Raw genomic sequence first — 19,092 nt, forward strand, 5'->3', positions numbered from 1 at the left:
CAAGCACACTGACGAATTGTCGCGGGGCGCGTGATAAGCCTCTCGCGTTTAAGCAAAATTTGCGAGTGTTACACTCGGGGGCGCGCTCCGGCGATCGCCACGCCATTTCGCCACTTTCGACCAGTTTACTCGCGATGTCGCTCTGCTAGACCAAAGTTGCAGACAGCATCCCCTTCATTGGAACCATTGGCTCGTGCCGGACACCAACGACCAGGATTCGGCAATCTCCTTCGGACCATTCCGGCTGTTTGCAAAGTCGCGGCTGCTGGAGAAGGACGGTGTTCCGCTTCATCTCGGCGGCCGCGCGCTCGACATCCTGATCTTTCTCGCCGAACGCGCCGGTGAGGTCGTGGACAAGCGGGAGTTGATCAAGCAGGTGTGGTCCGACGTGAACGTCGACGAAGGCAGCCTGCGCTTCCATATCACGACGCTGCGCAAGGTCCTGGGCGACGCCGGTGAGGGCTCGCGTTACGTCGTCAACGTTCCCGGACGCGGCTATTGCTTCGCTGCTCCGCTGCTCCGCCCTGCTGCTTCGGACGGCCGGGCCAGCCCAGTCGCTTCGCCCCACGCGCTGCCGTCACCGCTTGCGCGGATGATCGGGCGGGACGATGCCGTCGCGAAGATTTCCGCCGAGCTCGCCCTGCATCGCTTCGTCTCCATCGTCGGCCCCGGCGGGATCGGTAAGACCTCGGTCGCACTCGCCGTCGCGCATCGCGAGCTGGACGCCTTCCACGGCCAGGTGTGCTTCGTCGATTTCGGCGCGCTCACGGACACCCGCCTCATTCCCGGAACGATCGCCGCAGCCCTCGGCTTGACGGTCAATTCCGACGACCCGATGCCTGGCCTGCTGACTTTCCTGCGTAGCCGGCGCACACTGCTGCTGTTCGACAGTTGCGAGCACATCCTCGACGAGCTCGCCCCGGTGGCCGAGCGTCTCGTCCAGGAGGCGAGCGAGCTGCACATTCTCGCCACCAGCCGCGAATCCTTTCGCACCGAAGGCGAGCGCGTGCACCGGCTGTTTCCGCTGGATTGCCCGCCCGAGCGCGACGGGCTCGGCATTGCCGACATCCTTGCCTATCCTGCAAGCCAGCTCTTCGTGGAACGTATTGCCGAAAGCCTCGGCGATTTCGAGCTCAGCGAGGAGGATGCGCCGCTCGTCGCCGAAATCTGCCGGCGGCTGGACGGCATCGCGCTCGCGATCGAGCTCGCCGCCGGACGCGTCAACGCCTATGGCATCGCCGGGACCGCCTCGCTGCTCGACGGCCGCTTCTCGCTGCTGTGGCGGGGACGGCGCACCGCCATCCCACGGCATCAGACCTTGGGCGCCGCGCTGGCCTGGAGCTATGATCTGCTGCCAGAAGCCGAAAGCGCGACGCTGCGCGGATTGTCGGTGTTCGTCGGGCCGTTCACGCTGGAAGCCGCACTGGCCGTCGCATCCAGCCAGGGCATCGGCGAAGCCGAGGCGGTCGAGGCGATCTCGAACCTGCTCTCCAAATCACTGATCGCAACCTCGCCTGCGGAGCGGCGGCTGCGCTATCGTCTGCTCGATACCACCCGCACCTTCGTCGGCAACAAGCTCGTCGAGAACGGGGAAGCGGACCGCGTCGCGCGTGCACATGCCGAATATTTCCGCGATTTGCTGCGCGACATCGCGCTTAAATCCTCGGGGCTGCAGAGCGCGGGCGGCTTCCTGCCCTATGCGGACCATTTGCCCAATGTCCGGGCCGCGCTGACCTGGAGCTTTTCGGACGGCGGCGACCGGACGCTCGGCGTGGAGCTGGCGGCCTCGGCCGCGCAGTTCTTCCTCGAGCTGACCTTGCTGACGGAGTGTCTTCGCTGGACGCAGCAGGCGCTGGCCGCTTCCGATGCGGGCACATTGGACCGCCGCCAGGAGATGACGCTGCAGGCCGCGCTCGGCGTCTCCGTGATGTTCACGCAAGGCAATACGGAAGCGGTCCGCTCCACGTTCGCGCGCAGCCTGCAGCTCGCCCGCGAGCTCGAGGATTTGCACTGGCAGCTCTGGCTGCTGCGCGGCCTGCACATCTACCTGACCAGGGTCGGAGATTTTCACGGCGCGCTCGGGATCGGCGTCGACGGCGAGAGCGTTGCGCGCAAGCTGAACGATCCTGCTGCCGCACTGAACGTGGAATGGATGCTCGGCGTCGCGCATCATCTGATCGGCAACCAGGACAAGGCGGTGCAGTTCTGCGAGAGCGCGATGGTGCACAATCCCGGCTCGCAGCGGCTGAATATCGGACATCTCGGATATGACGACCGCATCGTCGCGCTGGTGGCGCTGGCGCGCGGGCTCTGGCTCACCGGCCGGCCCGATCACGCGGTCGAGGCGGCCAGATACACGGTGCGCGAGGCCGAGCTGCTCGAGCAGCCGCTCACGCTCGGCATTTCCCTGATCTGGACCATCTACGTCTTTCTCTGGGTCGGCGACTGGGCCAATGCCGAAGCCCTGATCGAGCGGCTGATCGATCATTCGGCGCGGCACTTCCTCGGGCCCTATCACGCGGTCGGGATCGGCCAGAAGGGCGAGCTGATGCTGCGCCGCGGCGATCTTGCCGGCGGCATCGAGCATCTTCGCCGCAGCCAGGCAACACTGCATGCGACGCGGCACCGGATCATGACGACGGTGTTCGCGACGGCGCTCGCGGAGGGTCTCGCGGCGCAGGACCAGACCGGCGAGGCCTTGCGCACGATCAATGAGGCCATCGCCCAGATTCCCGATCACGGCGAATCCTTCGACATGCCGGAAATGCTCAGGGTTAAGGGCGATATCCTGGCCCGGTCGGGCAACGCGGCGGAAGCCGAAAGCTGCTTGCGCAAATCGCTCGATCTGTCGCGCCGGCAATGCGCTCTCGGCTGGGAGCTTCGCGGAGCGATCAGCCTCGGCCGCATCTGGCACCAGGCCGGAAAAGGCCGCGAGGCACGCGACCTGCTCGCCCCGCTCGTGGCGCGCTACCAGGAGGGACTCGCGACTCGTGATCTGGTCGCCGCAACGGGACTGCTGGGCGCGCTGAATTGACAGCGTGTTCAACGAGATACCGCCCAAATCCCGGCTCGCAACTCCTAACAACTTCTAACACGCCAATCCGCAAGCGCCCCGCCATGGTGGTGGCACTTCACGGCGGATGTGACGGGACATGGCTCTTCTCGACGATGTAATCGATGCCAGCGGCGGTCTGGCGCGCTGGAACAGCTTGAACCGGTTCACGCTCCATTTGTCCGTCGGCGGAACGCTGTTCGCAAGCGCCGGACATGCCAGGGAATTCAAGGATGTGACTGCGGAAGGCTCGACCCGGACGCAATCCGTCCGTTTCACCGGCATCACCGGCGGGGAATACTCGGGCTCGTTTCAACCGGATGCGATCACGATCGAAAGTCCCGACGGCGAGGTGCTGCGGGCCTGGAGCAATCCGAGCCTGGCGTTTCCCGAGACCGGCTCTGCTGCACTCGCGGACGAACTGCACCTCGTCTACTTCTGCGGCGTCGCGATCTGGAATTATCTGACCAATCCATTCCTGCTCGCCCATCCCGGTGTTGTGCTGGAGGAACTGCCGCCGTGGCGCGAGAACACCGAAACCTGGCGGCGGCTGCGCGCGCAATTTCCCCCGAGCCTGATCACGCTCGCGCCCGATCAGATCTTTTATTTCGACGAGAACGCGCTGCAACGGCGAACGGATCACGATCTCTTCGGGACGAAGGTCGCTCACTACTCCTGGGCCCATGACAGTTTCGGCGGCATCGTGGTGCCGACGCTTCGGCGCGCGCAGGCGCTGCAGCCTGACGGGACCGTGATCGCCAAGCCCGTGCTGATGGACGTGGAGATTTTTGATGCCGTATTCGAGTAGCAGCGGCGGCGGGGCAACGAGCGCGCAGGCTTCGGCAGACCATGTGCGATCAAGCCGCCGCTCGATCAGCTATCACAGCGTTGACGTAAACGGCCTCAAGATCTTCTACCGCGAGGCTGGGCCCGTGGACGCTCCGGCCGTGCTGTTGCTTCATGGCTTTCCCTCCTCCTCGCGGATGTGGGAGCCGTTGCTGCCACTGCTCGCGGACAAATATCATCTGATCGCGCCGGACTATCCCGGCTTCGGCCACAGCAGCGCACCGCCGCCATCGGACTTCAGCTACACATTCGACAACATCGCCGGCGTGATCGGCGAGCTCACGGCGAAGCTTGGTCTCACCAACTACGTCCTGTTGATGCAGGACTATGGCGGTCCGGTCGGCTTCCGCATGGCGTTGGCCGATCCCGAACGTATCCGCGGCATCATCATCCAGAACGCCGTTTCGCATGAGCAGGGATTGAGCCCGCTGTGGGAAGCGCGCCGCAAATACTGGGCCGATCCCGCGCATGAGCTCGAGGCGCTCAGGGCCAACTTCACGTCTCTGGAGGCGACGCGGCAGCGCCATCTCGGCTCCAGCCCGCATCCCGAGCGCTACGACCCTGACACCTGGATCGACGAATACGCGTTTCTGACGCGTCCCGGCCAGGCGGAGATCCAGACCACGCTGTTCCTGGACTACCGGACCAACGTCGCGTCCTATCCGAAATGGCAGGACTGGCTGCGCAAGACGCGGCCGCCGACGCTGGTGGTCTGGGGCAAATATGATCGCTCCTTCACCGTCGCCGGCGCCGCCGCCTATCGCGACGATGTGCCGGATGCCGAAGTCCACATGCTCGAAGCCGGTCACTTCGCGCTGGACGAGGCGACCGACGACATCGCCGGGCTCGTGCGCGACTTCCTCGCACGGCTCGGTGGGCACACGGGCTGAACGGCGACGGCGTGGCGCTCCGTCGCACCGCGCGTAAGGCCGGTCGAACTTCCCCGCGCCGTCCTCGCACCACGCCGGCCGGCGCAAGAAATTGAAAAGCTTGACGAAGTCAGACCAAATGCGACGAGCTGTCACATCCTGTGCACTCGCACAAAATCTAACACATCCTAATCACCCCTAACGGGCTTCTTGTCGGGCCCACGCCTATCCTCCGAGCATGGAAAGCCTTCTCGAAAGCCTGGTGACAGGGGGCTTGAGAGTTTGCCGGTCGCCACCAGCGACCGCGATGCGGAGAGAATGACCGATGTTTACCGATTTGCAGGCGGCACATGCCTGGATTGATCTTCAGGCCAGCCCGCGGGATCACCAAGAGCATCAGGCCGCACAGCCGATTCCCAGGGAGAGCGGATGGCGCCGGGTCGAGCGCGGCCCGAATGCGGCCATCGAGGACATCACGATTTCGCGGTGGGAGGATGTGAGAGACGGCTCGTCGCACGAGGCGACGACACCGGAGAATAACTATTTCGTCGGCATCGCGCTGAAGACCACGCGCGCGAAATTGACGCGTGACCGTCAGATCATTTTCGACGGCACCATGCCCGCCGGCACGCTGTATGTCAGCGCGCCGTCGACGCCCCTCCGTGCACAATTCCAGGCGCCCTGCGCCTTCCTGCACTTCCACATCCGGGCTGACCAATTCCCGGCGCAATCGCCCGTAACCGACGGGCTTGGCGACCTCGTCCTGCTACGCGATCCGCTCGCCGCCGAGCTCGCCAAGGCGCTGATCGAGCATGGCGATGCCGCGGACCGTCAATTCGTGCGCTGTATCGGCCAGACCCTTGCGATGCACCTCACCCGGCTCGAGCCGCCACGCGCGCGGGTCAATGCGTTGCCGAAATGGCGGCTGCGACGCGTCGAGCAGCATATCGCCGATCATTTCGACCGCAGCATCAGCCTGTCCGAACTCGCCAGCGTGGCTGGCCTGTCCAGGATGCATTTTGCGGCGCAGTTCCGGGCGGCGACCGGCTATCGTCCGCGCGAATATCTGCTCAATCACCGGATCGAACATGCGAAGACGCTGCTGGCGACGACCGGACGGCCGCTGGCCGAGATCGCGCTTGCCGTCGGCTTCTCGACGCAGGCGCATTTTTCGACCGTCTTCAAGCGGATCAGCGGCCAGTCCCCGGCACGTTGGCGCCTCGCCAGCAACGGCGAGCGCTGTGAGATCGAACCGCTGCCGCGGCATCGGCCCGCTGCGGACAGGGACTGGATCGCCAGCGCGGCTGCCTAGCCCATCGTTCCCTGCCTTTGGCGCAGGCGCCCTGCCGCTTGCGCCGGCTCGCACCCTCCTCCTCCCGGGTCTGTGAGCCAGTTGGGGCCGTCCCTGCTCCCACACAGGACGGCCCCTTTTTCTTGGCGTCGGGAATCACCCATGCGCGCCGGTGCGGCCCGACTCGTACAGGAACCAGATCCGTCGCTCGGCCTCGTCGATCCAGTTCTCGATCAGGCTTGCGGTTGCGACATCGCCATACTCGTCGCAGAGCTCGTGCACGCGCCGCATCTCGCGGGTGAGCTGCTGGTTGTCGCTGCGTAACTCCGCCAGCATGTCCAGGGGATCGACATAGTCCGCGTCGTTGTCGAGGATGCGCTGTTCGCGCGCGATCTGGCCGATCGAGCGCAGCGTCGTGCCACCGATCTTGCGGGCGCGTTCTGCGATGTCGTCGGTCATCGCAAAGATCTGGTCGGCCTGCTCGTCGAGCAGCAGATGATAGTCGCGAAAATGGCTGCCCGACATGTGCCAGTGGAAGTTCTTGGTCTTCAGATAGAGCGCGAAGACGTCGGCGAGCAGGGCGCGTAGCGCGGCCGGAATGTCGCGGTTCGCGTTGGCGCCGAGATCGGTCGGGCCTTGAAGGTCTGCTTTGGTCATGTTCGTTGATCCGTCGGTGAGGAGACGAACCCTTAGCAGCGCCGCGCTTGTGGTTCTTTCGTCATGCGCGCGACGATTTCGAATTCGCACGAGGGGCTCTCGTGTCCCGGACGCGCCGCGGCACGCAGTGACGCGGCGCAGAGCCGGGACCCAGGAGGCGACACGGCACAATGCGGAGAGATGGGCCCCGGCTCTGCAGCGCACCGCTGAAGGAGCGCTGCGCAGCGTCCGGGGCACGAGAGTGGCGTGTGTCGCGCAGCCCTCTCCACACCGTCATTGCGAGCGCAACAAACCAGTCCCTACACCGGATCGAACGCCCGGATCGGCGGCAAATTGCCGGTGAACTTCTCCACCTCGACCGTCGTCAGCTGCCCGGTGCAACCCTGCGCGAAGGCGGAGGTGCCGAGGTCGCGGGTGAGGACGTTGGGATTGCCGTGAACGCAGAGCGGGGCGTCGTCCTCGGGATCCATCGGATCGTACCAGGCGCCGGTCGGCAGCTGGACGACGCCGGCCGCGATGCCGTCGGTGACGTGGACGGCGGCGAGGCAGGCACCGCGGTCGTTGAACAGGCGGATGATATCGCCGTCCTTGATGCCGCGCGCGTCGGCGTCAACCGGGTTCATGCGCGCGACCTCGCGGCCGCGATGCTTTGCTCCAAGCGAATGGCCGCCGAAATCGAGCTGGCTGTGCAGGCGCGTCACCGGCTGGTTGGCGACGAGGAAGCACGGCGTGCCGGGTTTGGGCATGTCGGTCTTCTCGAGCCAGACCGGATGGCCGGGACAATCGGCATCGCCGTGGGCCGCGATCTTCGCCGAGAAGATTTCGATGCGGCCGCTCGGCGTCGGCAGGGCGTGATTGACCGGATCCTCGCGGAAGCGGCGGAGCCGGCCGCCGTCATCGGGCTGCTGCGGCACGACCAGGCTGCCGCGGCGCCAGAACTCATCGAAGTGAGGGGCCTCCAGGCCGCGCTTGGCGAGCGAGGCGCGGGTCGGCTCGTAGAGATATTCCAGCCATTGACGAGACGTGCGGCCCTCGGTGAAGGGTTCACGCGCACCGAGGCGCTCGGCGAGATCGGCGAAGATATCGTAATCGTCGCGCGCAAGGCCGAACGGCTCGGCGATGTGGTGCATCGCGACCATGAGAGGATCGTTGGTGGAATAGCCGATGTCCTCGCGCTCCAGCGTCATCGTCGAGGGCAGCACGATGTCGGCGTGACGCGCCGTCGCGGTCCAGGCGAGCTCGTGTACGACGAAGGTGTCCGCTTTCGCAAACGCCTTGCGCAGACGGTTGATGTCCTGGTGGTGGTGGAAGGGATTGCCGCCCGCCCAGTAGACGAGGCGGATGTCAGGATAGGTGCGCGTCTCGCCATTGTAGCGATAGGTCGTGCCGGGATTGAGCAGCATGTCGGCGATACGCGCCACCGGAATGAAATCGGCGACGCCGTTGCGTCCCTGCCCGAGCGTCGGCCCCGGCACGTCGTTGACGCGGCGGCCGTAATAGCCGATCGCACCCAGCGAATAGGCATAGCCGCCGCCGGGAAGACCGATCTGCCCGAGGGCTGCCGCCAGCACCATGCCCATCCACACCGGCTGCTCGCCATGCTCGGCGCGCTGGAGCGAGTGCGAGACGGTGATCAGCGCGCGCTTTCCGGCAAGGCGGCGCGCCAGCTTGCGGATCGTGCCCGCATCGACGCCCGAGATCGCGGCGGCCCATTCGGCGTGCTTCGGCTGCCCGTCGCTCTCACCGGTGAGATAGCGCAGGAACACGGGCCAGCCCTCGGTGTAACGATCGAGGAAAGCCTGGTCGTGGAGATTCTCGCTGACCAGCGTATGGACGATGCCGAGCATCAAGGCGGTGTCGGTGCCGGGCACGCAACTCATCCATTCGGCGCCGGCCTCGACCGGCAGATCGTCGCGCAGCGGGCTGACCAGGATGAACTCGCAGCCGCGCCGGCGCGCAGCTTCCATGGCGCCGCGCTCGACATGCTTGCTGATCGAGCCGCCGGCCACCATGGAGTTCTTCAGCGCCATGCCGCCGAAGGCCAGCACGACATCGGTCTCGGTCGCAATCTGCTCCCAGGTGACGTTGCGCTTGGTGATGTCCTCGTAGCCGCAGAGGATCTGCGGCAGCAGCACCGAGGACGCGCCGGAGGAATAAGTGTTCACCGAACGCACATAGCCGCCCATCGCGATGTTGAGGAAGCGATGCACCTGGCTCTGGGCGTGATGGAAGCGGCCTGCGCTCGACCAGCCATAGGAGCCGCCGAACACGGCGCCGGGCCCGCGCGTGTCGCGAATGCGGCCGAGCTCGTCACCGAGGAGGTCGAGCGCCTTCTCCCAGCTCACCGACACGAATTCGTCACGGCCGCGGCGATCGTCGGGGCCGGGGCCACGCTCGAGCCAGCCGCGGCGGATCGCCGGCTGCGCAATGCGCGCCTGATGGCGGAGCGCGCCGGGGAAATTGTCGATGATGCCGTTCGGATCGGGATCGCCCGCATAGGCCCTGACCTCGAGCCCGGCCGCGCCGTTGCGCGCCGAGAATACACCCCAATGGGAGGTATGGGGCTTGAAGCCATCCGAGAGGTCGAGACCGGGGTCGGGGAAGCCAATCGTATCGTCCATCATCTGATCCTGGTTCCGGGGCGTGGCACGGTTCAGCCGCGCCCCGAGTCAATTCCGGTGGCAGTATACCGATCCACCCACCGATGTCGTCGGGCTCAGGGTCGGCGGAAATGCTGGGCTCTCGTGCGCAACTACATCTTGGTGAACATTCGGCGAGAGATCGACGAAGATTCCACCTGCAAATATTCTTTTATTTTCAAAGCCTTATCGGATCATCTGCGGAGCGCCCCGGTCGAACCCATTTTGCAGACGCGCGAAATCTCCTGCAGCGACACGGACATGGAAATGTGCGATATGCCCGCCCATCCCCTTAAACCAACATCGGTCCTATCATGATCCAGCGCGTCCTGCCCTACGAAGGCCTGCTCCACGAAGTCGTCGAGCATAACGGCGTGCTTTACATCGGTGGAATCGTTCCCGAGGACACCAGCCTCGACATGTCGGGCCAGGCCAACGACGTCCTCGGGCAGCTGGCGCGCCTGCTGCAATCTCTCGGATCCGACCTCGCCAACGTCCTTCAGGTGACCATCTACATGACCAACCTGAAGGAGAAGGCCGAGTTCAATGCGGCCTGGAAGGCGCATTTCACAGAAGCGCATCTGCCGGCGCGCGCCGCAATCGGCGTGGCCGATCTCGGTCCGGGCGTGAAGCTCGAGATGACTGCGATCGCTGCGCGACAATAGCCGCGCGCGCGGCGCGTCAGATGACCTTCGCCTGCGCGAGGCGATCGATCTCGTCCTCCGACAGACCGAGCCAGTGCTGGTAGATCTCGCGATTGTCCTGGCCGATATCGCCGGCGGATGTTTTCAGCTGTGCGCGGTCGACCGTGAAACGCGGCACGACATTGGACATCGCCACCGAGCCGAAATGGCGATCGGGTACGCGAGTGATCATCTCGCGCGCCAGGGATTGCGGATCGGTCGCGATCTGGTCGATCGCGTAGATCGGCGCCAATGTGCCTTCCTCGGCCTCGAAGGCGGCAAGCACCTCTTCGAGCGGATGGCCGCCGCACCATTGCGCGAAAATTGCGTTCAACTCCGCTGAATGGTCGACGCGCCGCGCATTGTTGGAAAAGCGCGGGTCATCGATCAGGTCGGGCCGGCCGATCGCCCGGCAATTCGCGGCAAACAGCGCATTGGTCGAACCCGCAAGCGTGACCCAGCGATCATCGCGGGTCCGGTAGACCGCCGCCGGTGCGGAATAGGCGTTGCCGTTTCCGATGCGACCACGCACATCGCCGAGCTGGTCGAACTCGATGGCGAGAACGTCGAGCAGCCGGAACACCGCCTCGGTCAACGCGAGATCGATCTCCTCGCCGGGCGCGTCAGGATTTTTCGCCCGCTTCCACAGGGCCGCCAGCGCGCCGACTGCGCCGAACAGGCCGCCGATCGCATCGCCGAGGGGATAGCCGGGGTGCATCGGCTGGCCGTCGGCCTCACCGGTGATGTAGGTGAGCCCGCCCATCGCCTCGAAGATCCGCGCAAAACCCGGCCTGTCGCGATACGGCCCGTCCTGGCCGAAAGCAGTGGCGCGCAGGATGACGAGGCGCGGCTGGATCTGCCACAGCACCTCCTTGGACAATCCCCAGCGGTCGAGCGTCCCGGGCCGGAAATTCTCGATCAGCACGTCGAAATGCGGCAGCATCCGCTTGAACAGTTCGACGCCTTCCGGCTTGCGGAGGTCGAGCGTTGCGAACTTCTTGTTGCGGTTGACGGTCTTCCACCACAACGGCTTGCCATCCTTGAAAGGCGGAAAGGCGCGCACGCCGTCGCCCTGCCCCGGCATCTCGATCTTGAGCACATCGGCGCCGTAATCGGCCAACAGCGTCGCGGCGAACGGCGCAGCGACGATGGTCGCGATATCCAGGACCTTCAACCCTTCGAGCGGCCCGCTCATTTCACTTCCCTGAACCCATTGAATTCGATTGACGGCTCACGCCACATCCCGCAGCAGCAGGCGCGCAATGTTGAGCTGATGGATCTGGCTGGTGCCCTCGTAAAGCCGGAACAGCCGGACGTCCCTGTACCAGCGCTCGATCGACGAATGATCGGCGATATAGCCGGCGCCGCCGAACATCTGCACGCAGCGATCGGCCACGCGGCCGCACATCTCGGTCGCAAAATATTTGCACATCGACGCTTCGAGCGCGATGTCCTCGCCGCGGTCGCGCTTGCGCGCGGCCTCGAGGATCATCGACTGCGCCGCGAATATCTCCGTCCGGCAATCGGCGATCATCGCCTGAACGAGCTGGTAGTTCGCGACCGGCTCGCCGAACTGAACGCGGCTGCTGGTATGGCGGATCGCCATGTCGAGCATCCGGATCGCCGGCCCGGTCGACAGCGCGGCCAGATGAATGCGCTGCTTGTTCAGCACCTTCATGATGGTCTTGAAGCCGGCGCCCTCGCGGCCGCCGATCAGATTGGCCGCTGGCACCCGGCACCGGTTGAAATAGACCGCGCTCACGGGCGAGCCGGCCTGCCCCATCTTGCGATAGGGCGCGCCGGTCGCAAGGCCTGCACTGCCGCGCTCGACGATGAAGGCCGAGACGCCCGCCGCACCTTTAGACTGCGGATCGGTTCGCGCCGTGACCGTGAAGACGTCCGCGACGGGCGCGTTGGTGATGAAGCATTTCTCGCCGTCGAGAACATAATGATCGCCTTCGCGGCGAGCGGTGGTCCGCACGTTCGAGGCTTCCGAGCCGGCGTCGGGCTCGGTCACGGCGAGACAGCCGGTCCATTCGCCGCTGGCAAGGCGCGGCAGATAGGCCTTCTTCTGCTGCTCGGTCCCGTCGGCGACGATGCCCTCCGAACCGATGCCGGTGTTGGTGCCGACGCGGGCGCGAAAGGCGACCGAGCATTGCGACAGCTCGAACGCCGCCAGCACGAGTTCCTCGGTGGTGAGCCCGGCCCCGCCATAGGCCTCGGGAATGCTCCAGCCGAAGAAGCCCTCTTCGCGCATGGTGGCGACGATGTCCGCCGGGACCTCATCGCCGTCTTCGACGCGCGCCTCGGCCGGAATGGCGATGTCGCGGACGAAGCGCCGGACGCGTTCCAGCAGGGCCTCGAAGGCAGCAGGTTCACGGATCATGGCGCGAGCCTTCCGATGTCACTCATTCCTGGAGCGCTTCCTCGCGCCGCGCGCGGATCGTCGGCAGCATGATCAGGATGATCGCGATGGCGGCCGCGGCCAGGAGGCTCGCCGAGATCGGCGACGTCAGCAGCACGGTGGCATCGCCCCGCGACAGCACCATGGCGCGGCGGAAGTTCTCCTCGATCGCCGGGCCCAGGACCAGCCCCAGCAGCAGCGGCGCCGCCGGCAATTGCAGCTTGATCAGGATGTAGCCGAACACGCAGAACACGGCCGCCTCGTAGACCTCGAACGTTCCGCTGTTGATGGAGTAGACGCCGATCGAGCAGAACACCATGATCGCGGGGAAGAGATAGCGATAGGGGATGGTGAGCAGCTTCACCCACAGCCCGACCAGCGGAAGGTTGAGGATGAGTAGCATCAGATTGCCGACCCACATCGAGGCGATCAAGCCCCAGAACAGCGTCGGGTTCTTCGTCATCACCTCCGGGCCCGGATGGATGTTGTGGATGTTCATGGCGCCGACCATCAGCGCCATCACGACGTTGGAGGGAACCCCTAACGTCAGCAATGGGATGAACGAGGTCTGGGCGCCGGCATTGTTCGCGGACTCCGGACCCGCAACGCCTTCGATGGCGCCCTTGCCGAACTGCCCGGGATGCCGCGACAGCTTCTTCTCCAGCGTGTAGGACGCAAAGGATGACAGCACCGCACCGCCGCCGGGCAGGACGCCCAGCAGTGTGCCGAGCGTCGTGCCGCGCAGCATCGCCGGCACCATGCGACGGAAGTCGTCGCGGGTCGGAAACAAATTGGTGATCTTCTGGGTGACCAGCGACAGCTTGTCGTCCTGCTCGAGGTTCTTGACAATCTCGGCAAAGCCGAAGATGCCCATCGCCAGCGGCACGAAATCGAGGCCGTCGAACAGCTGGGGAATGCCGAAAGCAAAGCGCTGGCTGCCGCTGTTCAAATCGGTGCCGACGAGGCTCAGGAGCATGCCGAGCACGACCATGCCGATGCCCTCGATGAACGGCCCGCTCGACAGCACTGAAGCAAGGATCAGGCCCAGGATCATCAGCGCGAAGAATTCCTTGGGACCGAACAACAGCGCGGTCGCGGTCAGCGGACCCGCAAGCGCCGCAAGAGCGAGCGTCGCCACGCATCCGGCGAAGAACGAGCCGATGGCGGCGGTTGAGAGCGCCACGCCGGCGCGGCCCTGCTTGGCCATCTGGTAGCCGTCGATCGTGGTCACGACGGACGAGGACTCGCCGGGCAGATTGACCACGATGGCCGTGGTCGAGCCGCCATACTGCGCGCCGTAGTAGATGCCGGCGAGCATGATCAGCGCGGCGTCCGGTTGCAGCGCATAGGTGATCGGCAGCAGCATCGCGATGGTCGCAAGCGGACCGAGTCCGGGAAGCACACCGATCAAGGTGCCGAGCAGGCAGCCGAAGAAGGCGTAGAGCAGGTTGGCGGGCTGGGCCGCCGTGGCAAAGCCGATCGCCAGATTGTGGAAGAGATCCATCGTCCGGCTCGCTCAGTTGAGAAGGGAGGGCCAGACGGGCAATGGCAGCCCGAGACCGTAGACGAAGACGGCAAGGCACAGCACGATGAGCACCGCCGCGTTGGTCAGCGCGCCGGTCCAGGTGAATTCGGGACTGGCCCTGCTCGACACCATGATCAGGACGAACAGCGCGCCGACCAGGCCGAGCGGAAACAAGAGGGCACCGAACAGGACCACGGACCCGGTGATCCAGGCGAGGCCCTTGAGGTCCCATGCGCGCAACACCTGCCGGTCCGCGGCCGGCTTCATCGCACCGAACATCACGGCAAGTCCGATGGCGGCGAGCACGATCGCGAGCAGGCGCGGGAAATAGCCCGGCCCCATCTTCGCGGCCGTGCCTGCCGGGTATTGCAGCGCCGTCACGAAGAAGAAGATTGCAAAGGCGAGGAACAAGGCGCCGGAGGCAAAGGCCCTGTGATTGCGGACTGCCAATCCCTTCATTCCGGTCCTCCCTCGCCTGCACTGGCCTTAGCGGCGCGCTCCTCGAGGGCTTCCATCAGAACCGGCACGCCGATGGCGCAGGCATGCACGCCGAGATGCGCGGCCATCTGGAGAACCTGACGAATCTCCCGCTGCTCAATGCCGAGCCGCAGCGCCCGCCTGATCTGGACACGCAGCCCTTGCGGATTGAGCGCGGTGAAGCAGGCGTTCAGCGCGAGTGAGATCAGACATTGCGAGCGTCGGTCGAGGCCGTCGCCTGCGGACCGGTCGGCGAGGAGATCCAGCAGGACGGCGAAATAACCGGGATCGCTCCGCAGCCATTGCTCGCAGAAATCCGGCCAGTCCCCGAATTGCGCGACGTAGGCTTCGCGTAGCGCCAGCTGCTCTTTCGTGAGTTCGAAATAATCGGGCTGGAGGCCGGCGCTCGCCAATTCCTCGGCCAGAATGCCGATACCGACGTTGCAGCCGTCCAGCCCCTGCATCGTCGCGAGGCGAAACACGTCGATGATCTCCCGCGCCGTGGCGCCCTCCTGAAGCGCGAGGCGAAGGTGCAGCGCGAGGCCGGGGCGGAACAGATGCGTCGCCGATCCATCGAGCGCGACGTAGATCAGCTCGCACATCTTGCGAGACAGCGGTCCCTTCTCTGCGGCATAGCCGCCGTATTTGCCGTAGGCTTCGAGGAACACCGGATCGAGCCGAAGCAGGCCCTCGGTCCAGGGCCGCCAATAGCCGCGCGCCTTGACATAAGCTTCCTTCAGCGCCTGCTGTTCGGGCGTCAGGTCGGACATCGCGATAGCCCCGTCAGGCAATGTTGGTCAGGGTGATGCCGCCATCGACGGTGAGCACCTGCGCCGAGATGAAGCCGGCCTCGTCGCCGGCGAGGAAGCAGATCGCCTTGGCAATGTCGTCGACCGTGCCGAGCCGGCCCAGCGGCGTTCGCGCGACGCGGCGCGCGTCGAGCTCGGCGTTGCGGTTGCGCATGGTTCCTTCGGTCGGGATCGCCGAGGGCGCGACGGCATTGACACGGACGTTGCGCTCGCCGAGCTCGGCAGCGGCCGCCCGCGTGATGCCCATGACGCCGGCCTTGATGCCGCTGTAGACGATGCTGTTCTTGGCCGAGATCAGACCGGCGACCGAGGCGACGTTGACGATGGCGCCGCCGCGCTCCGCATTCATGACCTCCGCGGCGGCCTGGATTCCCCAGATGATCGCCTTGAAGCCGATGTTGAGCATGCGATCGACGGTTTCCGGAGCGATGTCCGGGACGGATTGATAGCGCACCCACGCGGCGTTGTTGACGAGGATGTCGAAGCGCTTCTGGCTCTCCGCCAATCCCAGAACCGCCTGCCGCATACCCTCGCGGCTGGCGACGTCCTGCGTGACGGCAACGGCGTTGCCGCCGGCTGCCTTGATCGCCTCCACGGTGCTACCAACGAATTCCGGCTTCAAATCATTGACGCCGACGATCGCGCCGCGCGCGGCGAGCTTGAGTGCGGTTGCGCGCCCGATGCCGTTGCCGGCGCCGGTGACGAGTGCGACGCGGCCCGCGAGCGTCTGATCCCTGGTTTCGGTCATGGCTGTCTCCCTTACGCTCCTGCCTCGGCAAACGGAGCGACTTCCGATACGTAACGGCGGCCGAACGTACTGATCAGGCCGCTGGCATCACCCTGGACCTGGAGCGTGCGAATGCGACGCAGATGGCGATGCACCGGCACGTCCCACGTGAAGCCCATGCCACCATGGATTTGCAGCGCGCCTTCGCTGATCGAACTGCCATAGGTCACTGCTGCCAGGAACGCGGCATCGCGCTGCACCGGACCGCCATCCCTTGACAGACTGCGCGTGATCGCGTGACGAATGCTCTCCAGGCCGAGCTTCTGGCGCGCCAGCGCATGGCGGATGGCCTGGTTGTAGGACAGAGCGTGGCCGAACTGGCGGCGCGTCGAGGCATGCTCCTGCGCGAGCGCCAGGCACGCCTCGGCCGATCCCAGGATGGCCGCGGCACGCAGCACGTTGGCATCCGAGCTGAGCAGATCCCAGGTGCCGGCCGGCAGGATGGAGCCGATGGGAACCTCGACCTTCTCCAGCCGCACCACGTGCTCGGGCACGGTGAGATCGAGGCCGGCCGCGTCCTCCACCACGACGCCTTTGGCGTCGGCCGGGATCAGCGCCGCGGCGCCGCCGCTCATCCGCACCAGGATATGGTCGACCGACGCCGCGCTGGGAGCGCGCGCGAGCGAGCCGTTCAGCAGCAACAACCCGCCGTCCCGCTCGGCGATGGCCTCGCCCTGCCAGGCGATCGTCGCCAATTTGTCGCCGGACACGATCGCGGCGGCAAGTCGCGTCAGCGATGACTGCAGCAGCCGGCCGACGAGAATGGTCTCCAGCAGCGGAAAGCCGAGCAGACCCGAGTGAGCGGCGGCGATCACCGGCACCGCGAAACCGAGCGGCAGGGCCAGTCCCCCGACCTCTTCATCCGCGATGATTCCGAGCAGACCATCACCGGCGAGATTTTGCGCCTGTTCGCGGACGCCCAGACCGGCGCACGCGGTCACAGCGCGTACCGCGGTTGCCGCGAACTCGTCGGGCTGAAGTCCTTCGGCCATGCTCATCATCGTCCTCTCTAAAACCCTTGCAACACCAATCGTTCACTAGGCGAGATAACCGCCGTCGACCGGCAGGATGACGCCGTTGACATAGGATGCCATCGCCGACGCCAGAAAGATCACCGGCCCGGCGATCTCGTCGGGTTGTCCCACACGCTTCATCGGCGTGCGCGCCATCAGCCCGGACAGCCGCGCCGGATCGTCACGCGTGATCTCGCTCATCTCGGTCGCGATGATGCCGGGCGCGACAGCGTTGACGCGGATGCCATCAGGCGCGAGATCGCGGGCGAGCGCCTGCGTGAACAGCCTCACCGCCCCCTTGGACGGCGAATAGCCGAGCGCACCATTCATGCCGCCAAAGGCCGCCGCGGAGGCAACATTGATGATGGTCCCGCGCGTCTTGCGCAGCGCGGGGATGAACGCATGAACGACGTTGAAGGTGCCGTTGACGTTGACGTCGAAGACCTGGCGCCAGTTCTCGTGGGCGCGCTCGCTGTCGATCGACTCCCGAATGATGATGCCGGCATTGTTGACGATAACGTCGGCGGGGCCGATCTCCTCGTCGACACGCTTCGCCACGTCACGACAGGCTTGAGCATCCGTCACATCGAGGGAACAGGCGACCGCCTCGGTGCCGCCGTCCCTTATCTCGCGAGCGGCGGACTCTGCTCGGTCCTGCCGCAGATCGGTCAGGACCACCCTCGCCCCGACAGCGGCGACGCCGAGCGCGATGGCACGTCCGATCCCCTGGCCGGCCCCCGTCACCACGACGAGACGACCGTGCAGCAGGCCCGCGACCTTGCCCTGGGAGGTCATCATTTGCCTCGCGACAGCTGGAGAATCCGGTCGGCGATGATGCCGAGCTGGATCTCGGTCGTGCCGGCGTAGATCGTCTCGGCGCGGGCCGCGAGATAGATCGCCTCGAACCGTCGCCGGGCCACCTTGATCGCGGGGTTCTGCGGCAGCGATGCCTGCGACAGCAATTCGATCGCGAGCGCGGCAAAGCGCTGATGCGATTCGCTCCAGTAGAGCTTCGCAAGACTGCCGCGTGCTCCGATCTTGTCACCGCTCGCGAGTGCCTCGACGGCGGTCTCGACATGCGCCTTCAGCACCTCGATCTCGACGGCGACCTCGCCGAGCCTGACCGAATAGTGCCGGTCCGCAACCATCGCCGACAGCGCCGTGTCAGTCTTGCAGGCCGAAATCAGATGGCGCAGCTCGTTCTCGAAGCGCCAGGCGCGATACATGCGGTTGGTCGCCCGCTCGATCTCCAGCACGCGGATGGCCGCGGCCCAGCCCTCATCGGGCGCGCCGATCGCATCTTGCTGGGCAACCTCGACCTCGTCGAAGAAGACCTCGCAAAAGCTCTCGCGACCGTCGATCGACTTGATGGTGCGCACGCGCACACCGTTGGCATCGAGCGGCACCGCGAACATGGCAAGGCCGCGATGGCGATCCTCCAGCGGTCCGGTGCGGGCGAGCACGAGACAGCGCTGCGAGCGATAGGCGCCGCTGGTCCAGATCTTCTGGCCGTTGATCCGCCAGCCGTCGCCGCTCTGCGTGGCGCGCGTGCGCAGGCCCGCAAGGTCGGAGCCGGCTTCGGGCTCGGAAAAGCCCTGGCACCAGGTGTTGCGCATCTCGAGGATCGCGGGCAGGAAACGCCGCTTCTGCTCCTCGGTACCGACCGCTAGGATGATCGGGCCGGCAAGCTCCTTGCCGATCGAGTTGACGCTCTCCGGCATCGCGAGCCGGCCGATCTCCTGATTGGCGATGAGATGTTCGCGCAAGGAGCGGCCGTGCCCGCCATAAGCCTGCGGCCAGGTGATGCCGGTGAGGCCGGCGCAATACATCGCCGCCTCCCAGGCCACCGACTGCTGCAGCGTGGGCGGCGCGAACGCGGCGCTGTCGCTGCGGAAGCTGGCAGGCAGATTGGCATGCAGCCAGCGATGCATCGCATCGCGATAGGCTTCGCCCGTCAGGTTCTCACCTGCGACGGATTGCGTCGATACCGCTTCAAGTACACTCATCGCCTGCTTCCCGCTTTCGCCATACGTACCGTCA

The 19,092-nt window shown here is 65.7% G+C and carries 16 protein-coding genes; 5 read left to right on the top strand and 11 right to left on the bottom strand.

What is annotated here, in order from left to right; all coding sequences use genetic code 11:
• Nucleotides 1–193: 193 nt before the first annotated feature.
• The 4 genes from IQ16_RS21155 (at nucleotide 194) to IQ16_RS21170 (ending at nucleotide 6,079) form a co-directional block, all read left to right on the top strand.
• Nucleotides 194–3,034 (top strand): ATP-binding protein, encoded by a 2,841-nt coding sequence (locus IQ16_RS21155; protein WP_018642622.1) that lies wholly within the window; start codon nucleotides 194–196, stop codon nucleotides 3,032–3,034.
• A 118-nt stretch (nucleotides 3,035–3,152) separates the two neighbouring features.
• Entirely contained in the window at nucleotides 3,153–3,860 is a 708-nt protein-coding gene (locus tag IQ16_RS21160) for a hypothetical protein (RefSeq protein ID WP_018642621.1), read from the top strand.
• Nucleotides 3,844–4,788, top strand: coding sequence for an alpha/beta fold hydrolase (locus tag IQ16_RS21165; protein WP_018642620.1), 945 nt, complete (start codon nucleotides 3,844–3,846; stop codon nucleotides 4,786–4,788). The genes IQ16_RS21160 and IQ16_RS21165 overlap by 17 nt, the downstream gene beginning before the upstream one ends.
• Nucleotides 4,789–5,092: 304 nt before the next feature.
• The gene (locus IQ16_RS21170; RefSeq protein ID WP_018642619.1) at nucleotides 5,093–6,079 is read left to right on the top strand and encodes a helix-turn-helix domain-containing protein; all 987 of its coding nucleotides are present in this window, start codon (nucleotides 5,093–5,095) and stop codon (nucleotides 6,077–6,079) included.
• A 135-nt stretch (nucleotides 6,080–6,214) separates the two neighbouring features.
• Here IQ16_RS21170 and IQ16_RS21175 read toward each other — a convergent pair whose 3' ends face one another.
• Both IQ16_RS21175 and IQ16_RS21180 read right to left on the bottom strand, forming a co-directional pair.
• Nucleotides 6,215–6,715 (bottom strand): Dps family protein, encoded by a 501-nt coding sequence (locus IQ16_RS21175; protein ID WP_018642618.1) that lies wholly within the window; start codon nucleotides 6,713–6,715, stop codon nucleotides 6,215–6,217.
• A 299-nt stretch (nucleotides 6,716–7,014) separates the two neighbouring features.
• Entirely contained in the window at nucleotides 7,015–9,336 is a 2,322-nt protein-coding gene (locus tag IQ16_RS21180; RefSeq protein WP_026311933.1) for a molybdopterin guanine dinucleotide-containing S/N-oxide reductase, read from the bottom strand.
• Between the two features lie 332 nt (nucleotides 9,337–9,668).
• On the opposite strand from IQ16_RS21180, the gene IQ16_RS21185 reads away from it, so the two are divergent.
• Nucleotides 9,669–10,019: a RidA family protein gene (locus IQ16_RS21185; protein WP_018642616.1), complete on the top strand. Its 351-nt coding sequence runs from the start codon at nucleotides 9,669–9,671 to the stop codon at nucleotides 10,017–10,019.
• A 16-nt stretch (nucleotides 10,020–10,035) separates the two neighbouring features.
• Here IQ16_RS21185 and IQ16_RS21190 read toward each other — a convergent pair whose 3' ends face one another.
• The 9 genes from IQ16_RS21190 to IQ16_RS21230 are packed head-to-tail and all read right to left on the bottom strand — an operon-like array spanning nucleotide 10,036 to nucleotide 19,058.
• Nucleotides 10,036–11,232 (bottom strand): CaiB/BaiF CoA transferase family protein, encoded by a 1,197-nt coding sequence (locus IQ16_RS21190; RefSeq protein ID WP_018642615.1) that lies wholly within the window; start codon nucleotides 11,230–11,232, stop codon nucleotides 10,036–10,038.
• A gap of 36 nt (nucleotides 11,233–11,268) precedes the next feature.
• On the bottom strand, nucleotides 11,269–12,423 hold the full coding sequence (locus tag IQ16_RS21195; RefSeq protein ID WP_018642614.1) for an acyl-CoA dehydrogenase family protein: 1,155 nt from the start codon (nucleotides 12,421–12,423) through the stop codon (nucleotides 11,269–11,271).
• A 22-nt stretch (nucleotides 12,424–12,445) separates the two neighbouring features.
• Entirely contained in the window at nucleotides 12,446–13,945 is a 1,500-nt protein-coding gene (locus tag IQ16_RS21200) for a tripartite tricarboxylate transporter permease (protein ID WP_018642613.1), read from the bottom strand.
• Nucleotides 13,946–13,957: 12 nt separating this feature from the next.
• Nucleotides 13,958–14,425 carry a tripartite tricarboxylate transporter TctB family protein gene (locus tag IQ16_RS21205; protein ID WP_080648042.1) on the bottom strand — a complete coding sequence of 156 codons (468 nt, stop codon included), beginning with the start codon at nucleotides 14,423–14,425 and terminating at the stop codon, nucleotides 13,958–13,960.
• Nucleotides 14,422–15,213 carry a carboxymuconolactone decarboxylase family protein gene (locus IQ16_RS21210; protein ID WP_018642611.1) on the bottom strand — a complete coding sequence of 264 codons (792 nt, stop codon included), beginning with the start codon at nucleotides 15,211–15,213 and terminating at the stop codon, nucleotides 14,422–14,424. The genes IQ16_RS21205 and IQ16_RS21210 overlap by 4 nt, the downstream gene beginning before the upstream one ends.
• A gap of 13 nt (nucleotides 15,214–15,226) precedes the next feature.
• Nucleotides 15,227–16,000: an SDR family NAD(P)-dependent oxidoreductase gene (locus tag IQ16_RS21215; RefSeq protein WP_018642610.1), complete on the bottom strand. Its 774-nt coding sequence runs from the start codon at nucleotides 15,998–16,000 to the stop codon at nucleotides 15,227–15,229.
• Nucleotides 16,001–16,011: 11 nt separating this feature from the next.
• Entirely contained in the window at nucleotides 16,012–17,040 is a 1,029-nt protein-coding gene (locus IQ16_RS21220; protein WP_018642609.1) for an acyl-CoA dehydrogenase family protein, read from the bottom strand.
• 36 nt (nucleotides 17,041–17,076) lie between these two features.
• A complete protein-coding gene (locus IQ16_RS21225) occupies nucleotides 17,077–17,850 on the bottom strand; it encodes an SDR family NAD(P)-dependent oxidoreductase (RefSeq protein WP_018642608.1) in 774 nt (257 codons plus the stop codon).
• The gene (locus IQ16_RS21230) at nucleotides 17,847–19,058 is read right to left on the bottom strand and encodes an acyl-CoA dehydrogenase (RefSeq protein WP_018642607.1); all 1,212 of its coding nucleotides are present in this window, start codon (nucleotides 19,056–19,058) and stop codon (nucleotides 17,847–17,849) included. The genes IQ16_RS21225 and IQ16_RS21230 overlap by 4 nt, the downstream gene beginning before the upstream one ends.
• Nucleotides 19,059–19,092: the final 34 nt, after the last annotated feature.

It is taken from the genome of Bradyrhizobium huanghuaihaiense (assembly GCF_007830635.1).
Taxonomy (GTDB): Bacteria; Pseudomonadota; Alphaproteobacteria; order Rhizobiales; family Xanthobacteraceae; genus Bradyrhizobium; species Bradyrhizobium huanghuaihaiense.

Coding starts and splice junctions, on each gene's coding strand:
- IQ16_RS21215 (WP_018642610.1), bottom strand. CDS start 16,000: ATGACCGAAACCAGGGATCAGACGCTCGCGGGCCGCGTCGCACTCGTC.
- IQ16_RS21165 (WP_018642620.1), top strand. CDS start 3,844: ATGCCGTATTCGAGTAGCAGCGGCGGCGGGGCAACGAGCGCGCAGGCT.
- IQ16_RS21170 (WP_018642619.1), top strand. CDS start 5,093: ATGTTTACCGATTTGCAGGCGGCACATGCCTGGATTGATCTTCAGGCC.
- IQ16_RS21220 (WP_018642609.1), bottom strand. CDS start 17,040: ATGATGAGCATGGCCGAAGGACTTCAGCCCGACGAGTTCGCGGCAACC.
- IQ16_RS21185 (WP_018642616.1), top strand. CDS start 9,669: ATGATCCAGCGCGTCCTGCCCTACGAAGGCCTGCTCCACGAAGTCGTC.
- IQ16_RS21225 (WP_018642608.1), bottom strand. CDS start 17,850: ATGATGACCTCCCAGGGCAAGGTCGCGGGCCTGCTGCACGGTCGTCTC.
- IQ16_RS21160 (WP_018642621.1), top strand. CDS start 3,153: ATGGCTCTTCTCGACGATGTAATCGATGCCAGCGGCGGTCTGGCGCGC.
- IQ16_RS21175 (WP_018642618.1), bottom strand. CDS start 6,715: ATGACCAAAGCAGACCTTCAAGGCCCGACCGATCTCGGCGCCAACGCG.
- IQ16_RS21200 (WP_018642613.1), bottom strand. CDS start 13,945: ATGGATCTCTTCCACAATCTGGCGATCGGCTTTGCCACGGCGGCCCAG.
- IQ16_RS21190 (WP_018642615.1), bottom strand. CDS start 11,232: ATGAGCGGGCCGCTCGAAGGGTTGAAGGTCCTGGATATCGCGACCATC.
- IQ16_RS21230 (WP_018642607.1), bottom strand. CDS start 19,058: ATGAGTGTACTTGAAGCGGTATCGACGCAATCCGTCGCAGGTGAGAAC.
- IQ16_RS21195 (WP_018642614.1), bottom strand. CDS start 12,423: ATGATCCGTGAACCTGCTGCCTTCGAGGCCCTGCTGGAACGCGTCCGG.
- IQ16_RS21210 (WP_018642611.1), bottom strand. CDS start 15,213: ATGTCCGACCTGACGCCCGAACAGCAGGCGCTGAAGGAAGCTTATGTC.
- IQ16_RS21180 (WP_026311933.1), bottom strand. CDS start 9,336: ATGGACGATACGATTGGCTTCCCCGACCCCGGTCTCGACCTCTCGGAT.
- IQ16_RS21205 (WP_080648042.1), bottom strand. CDS start 14,425: ATGAAGGGATTGGCAGTCCGCAATCACAGGGCCTTTGCCTCCGGCGCC.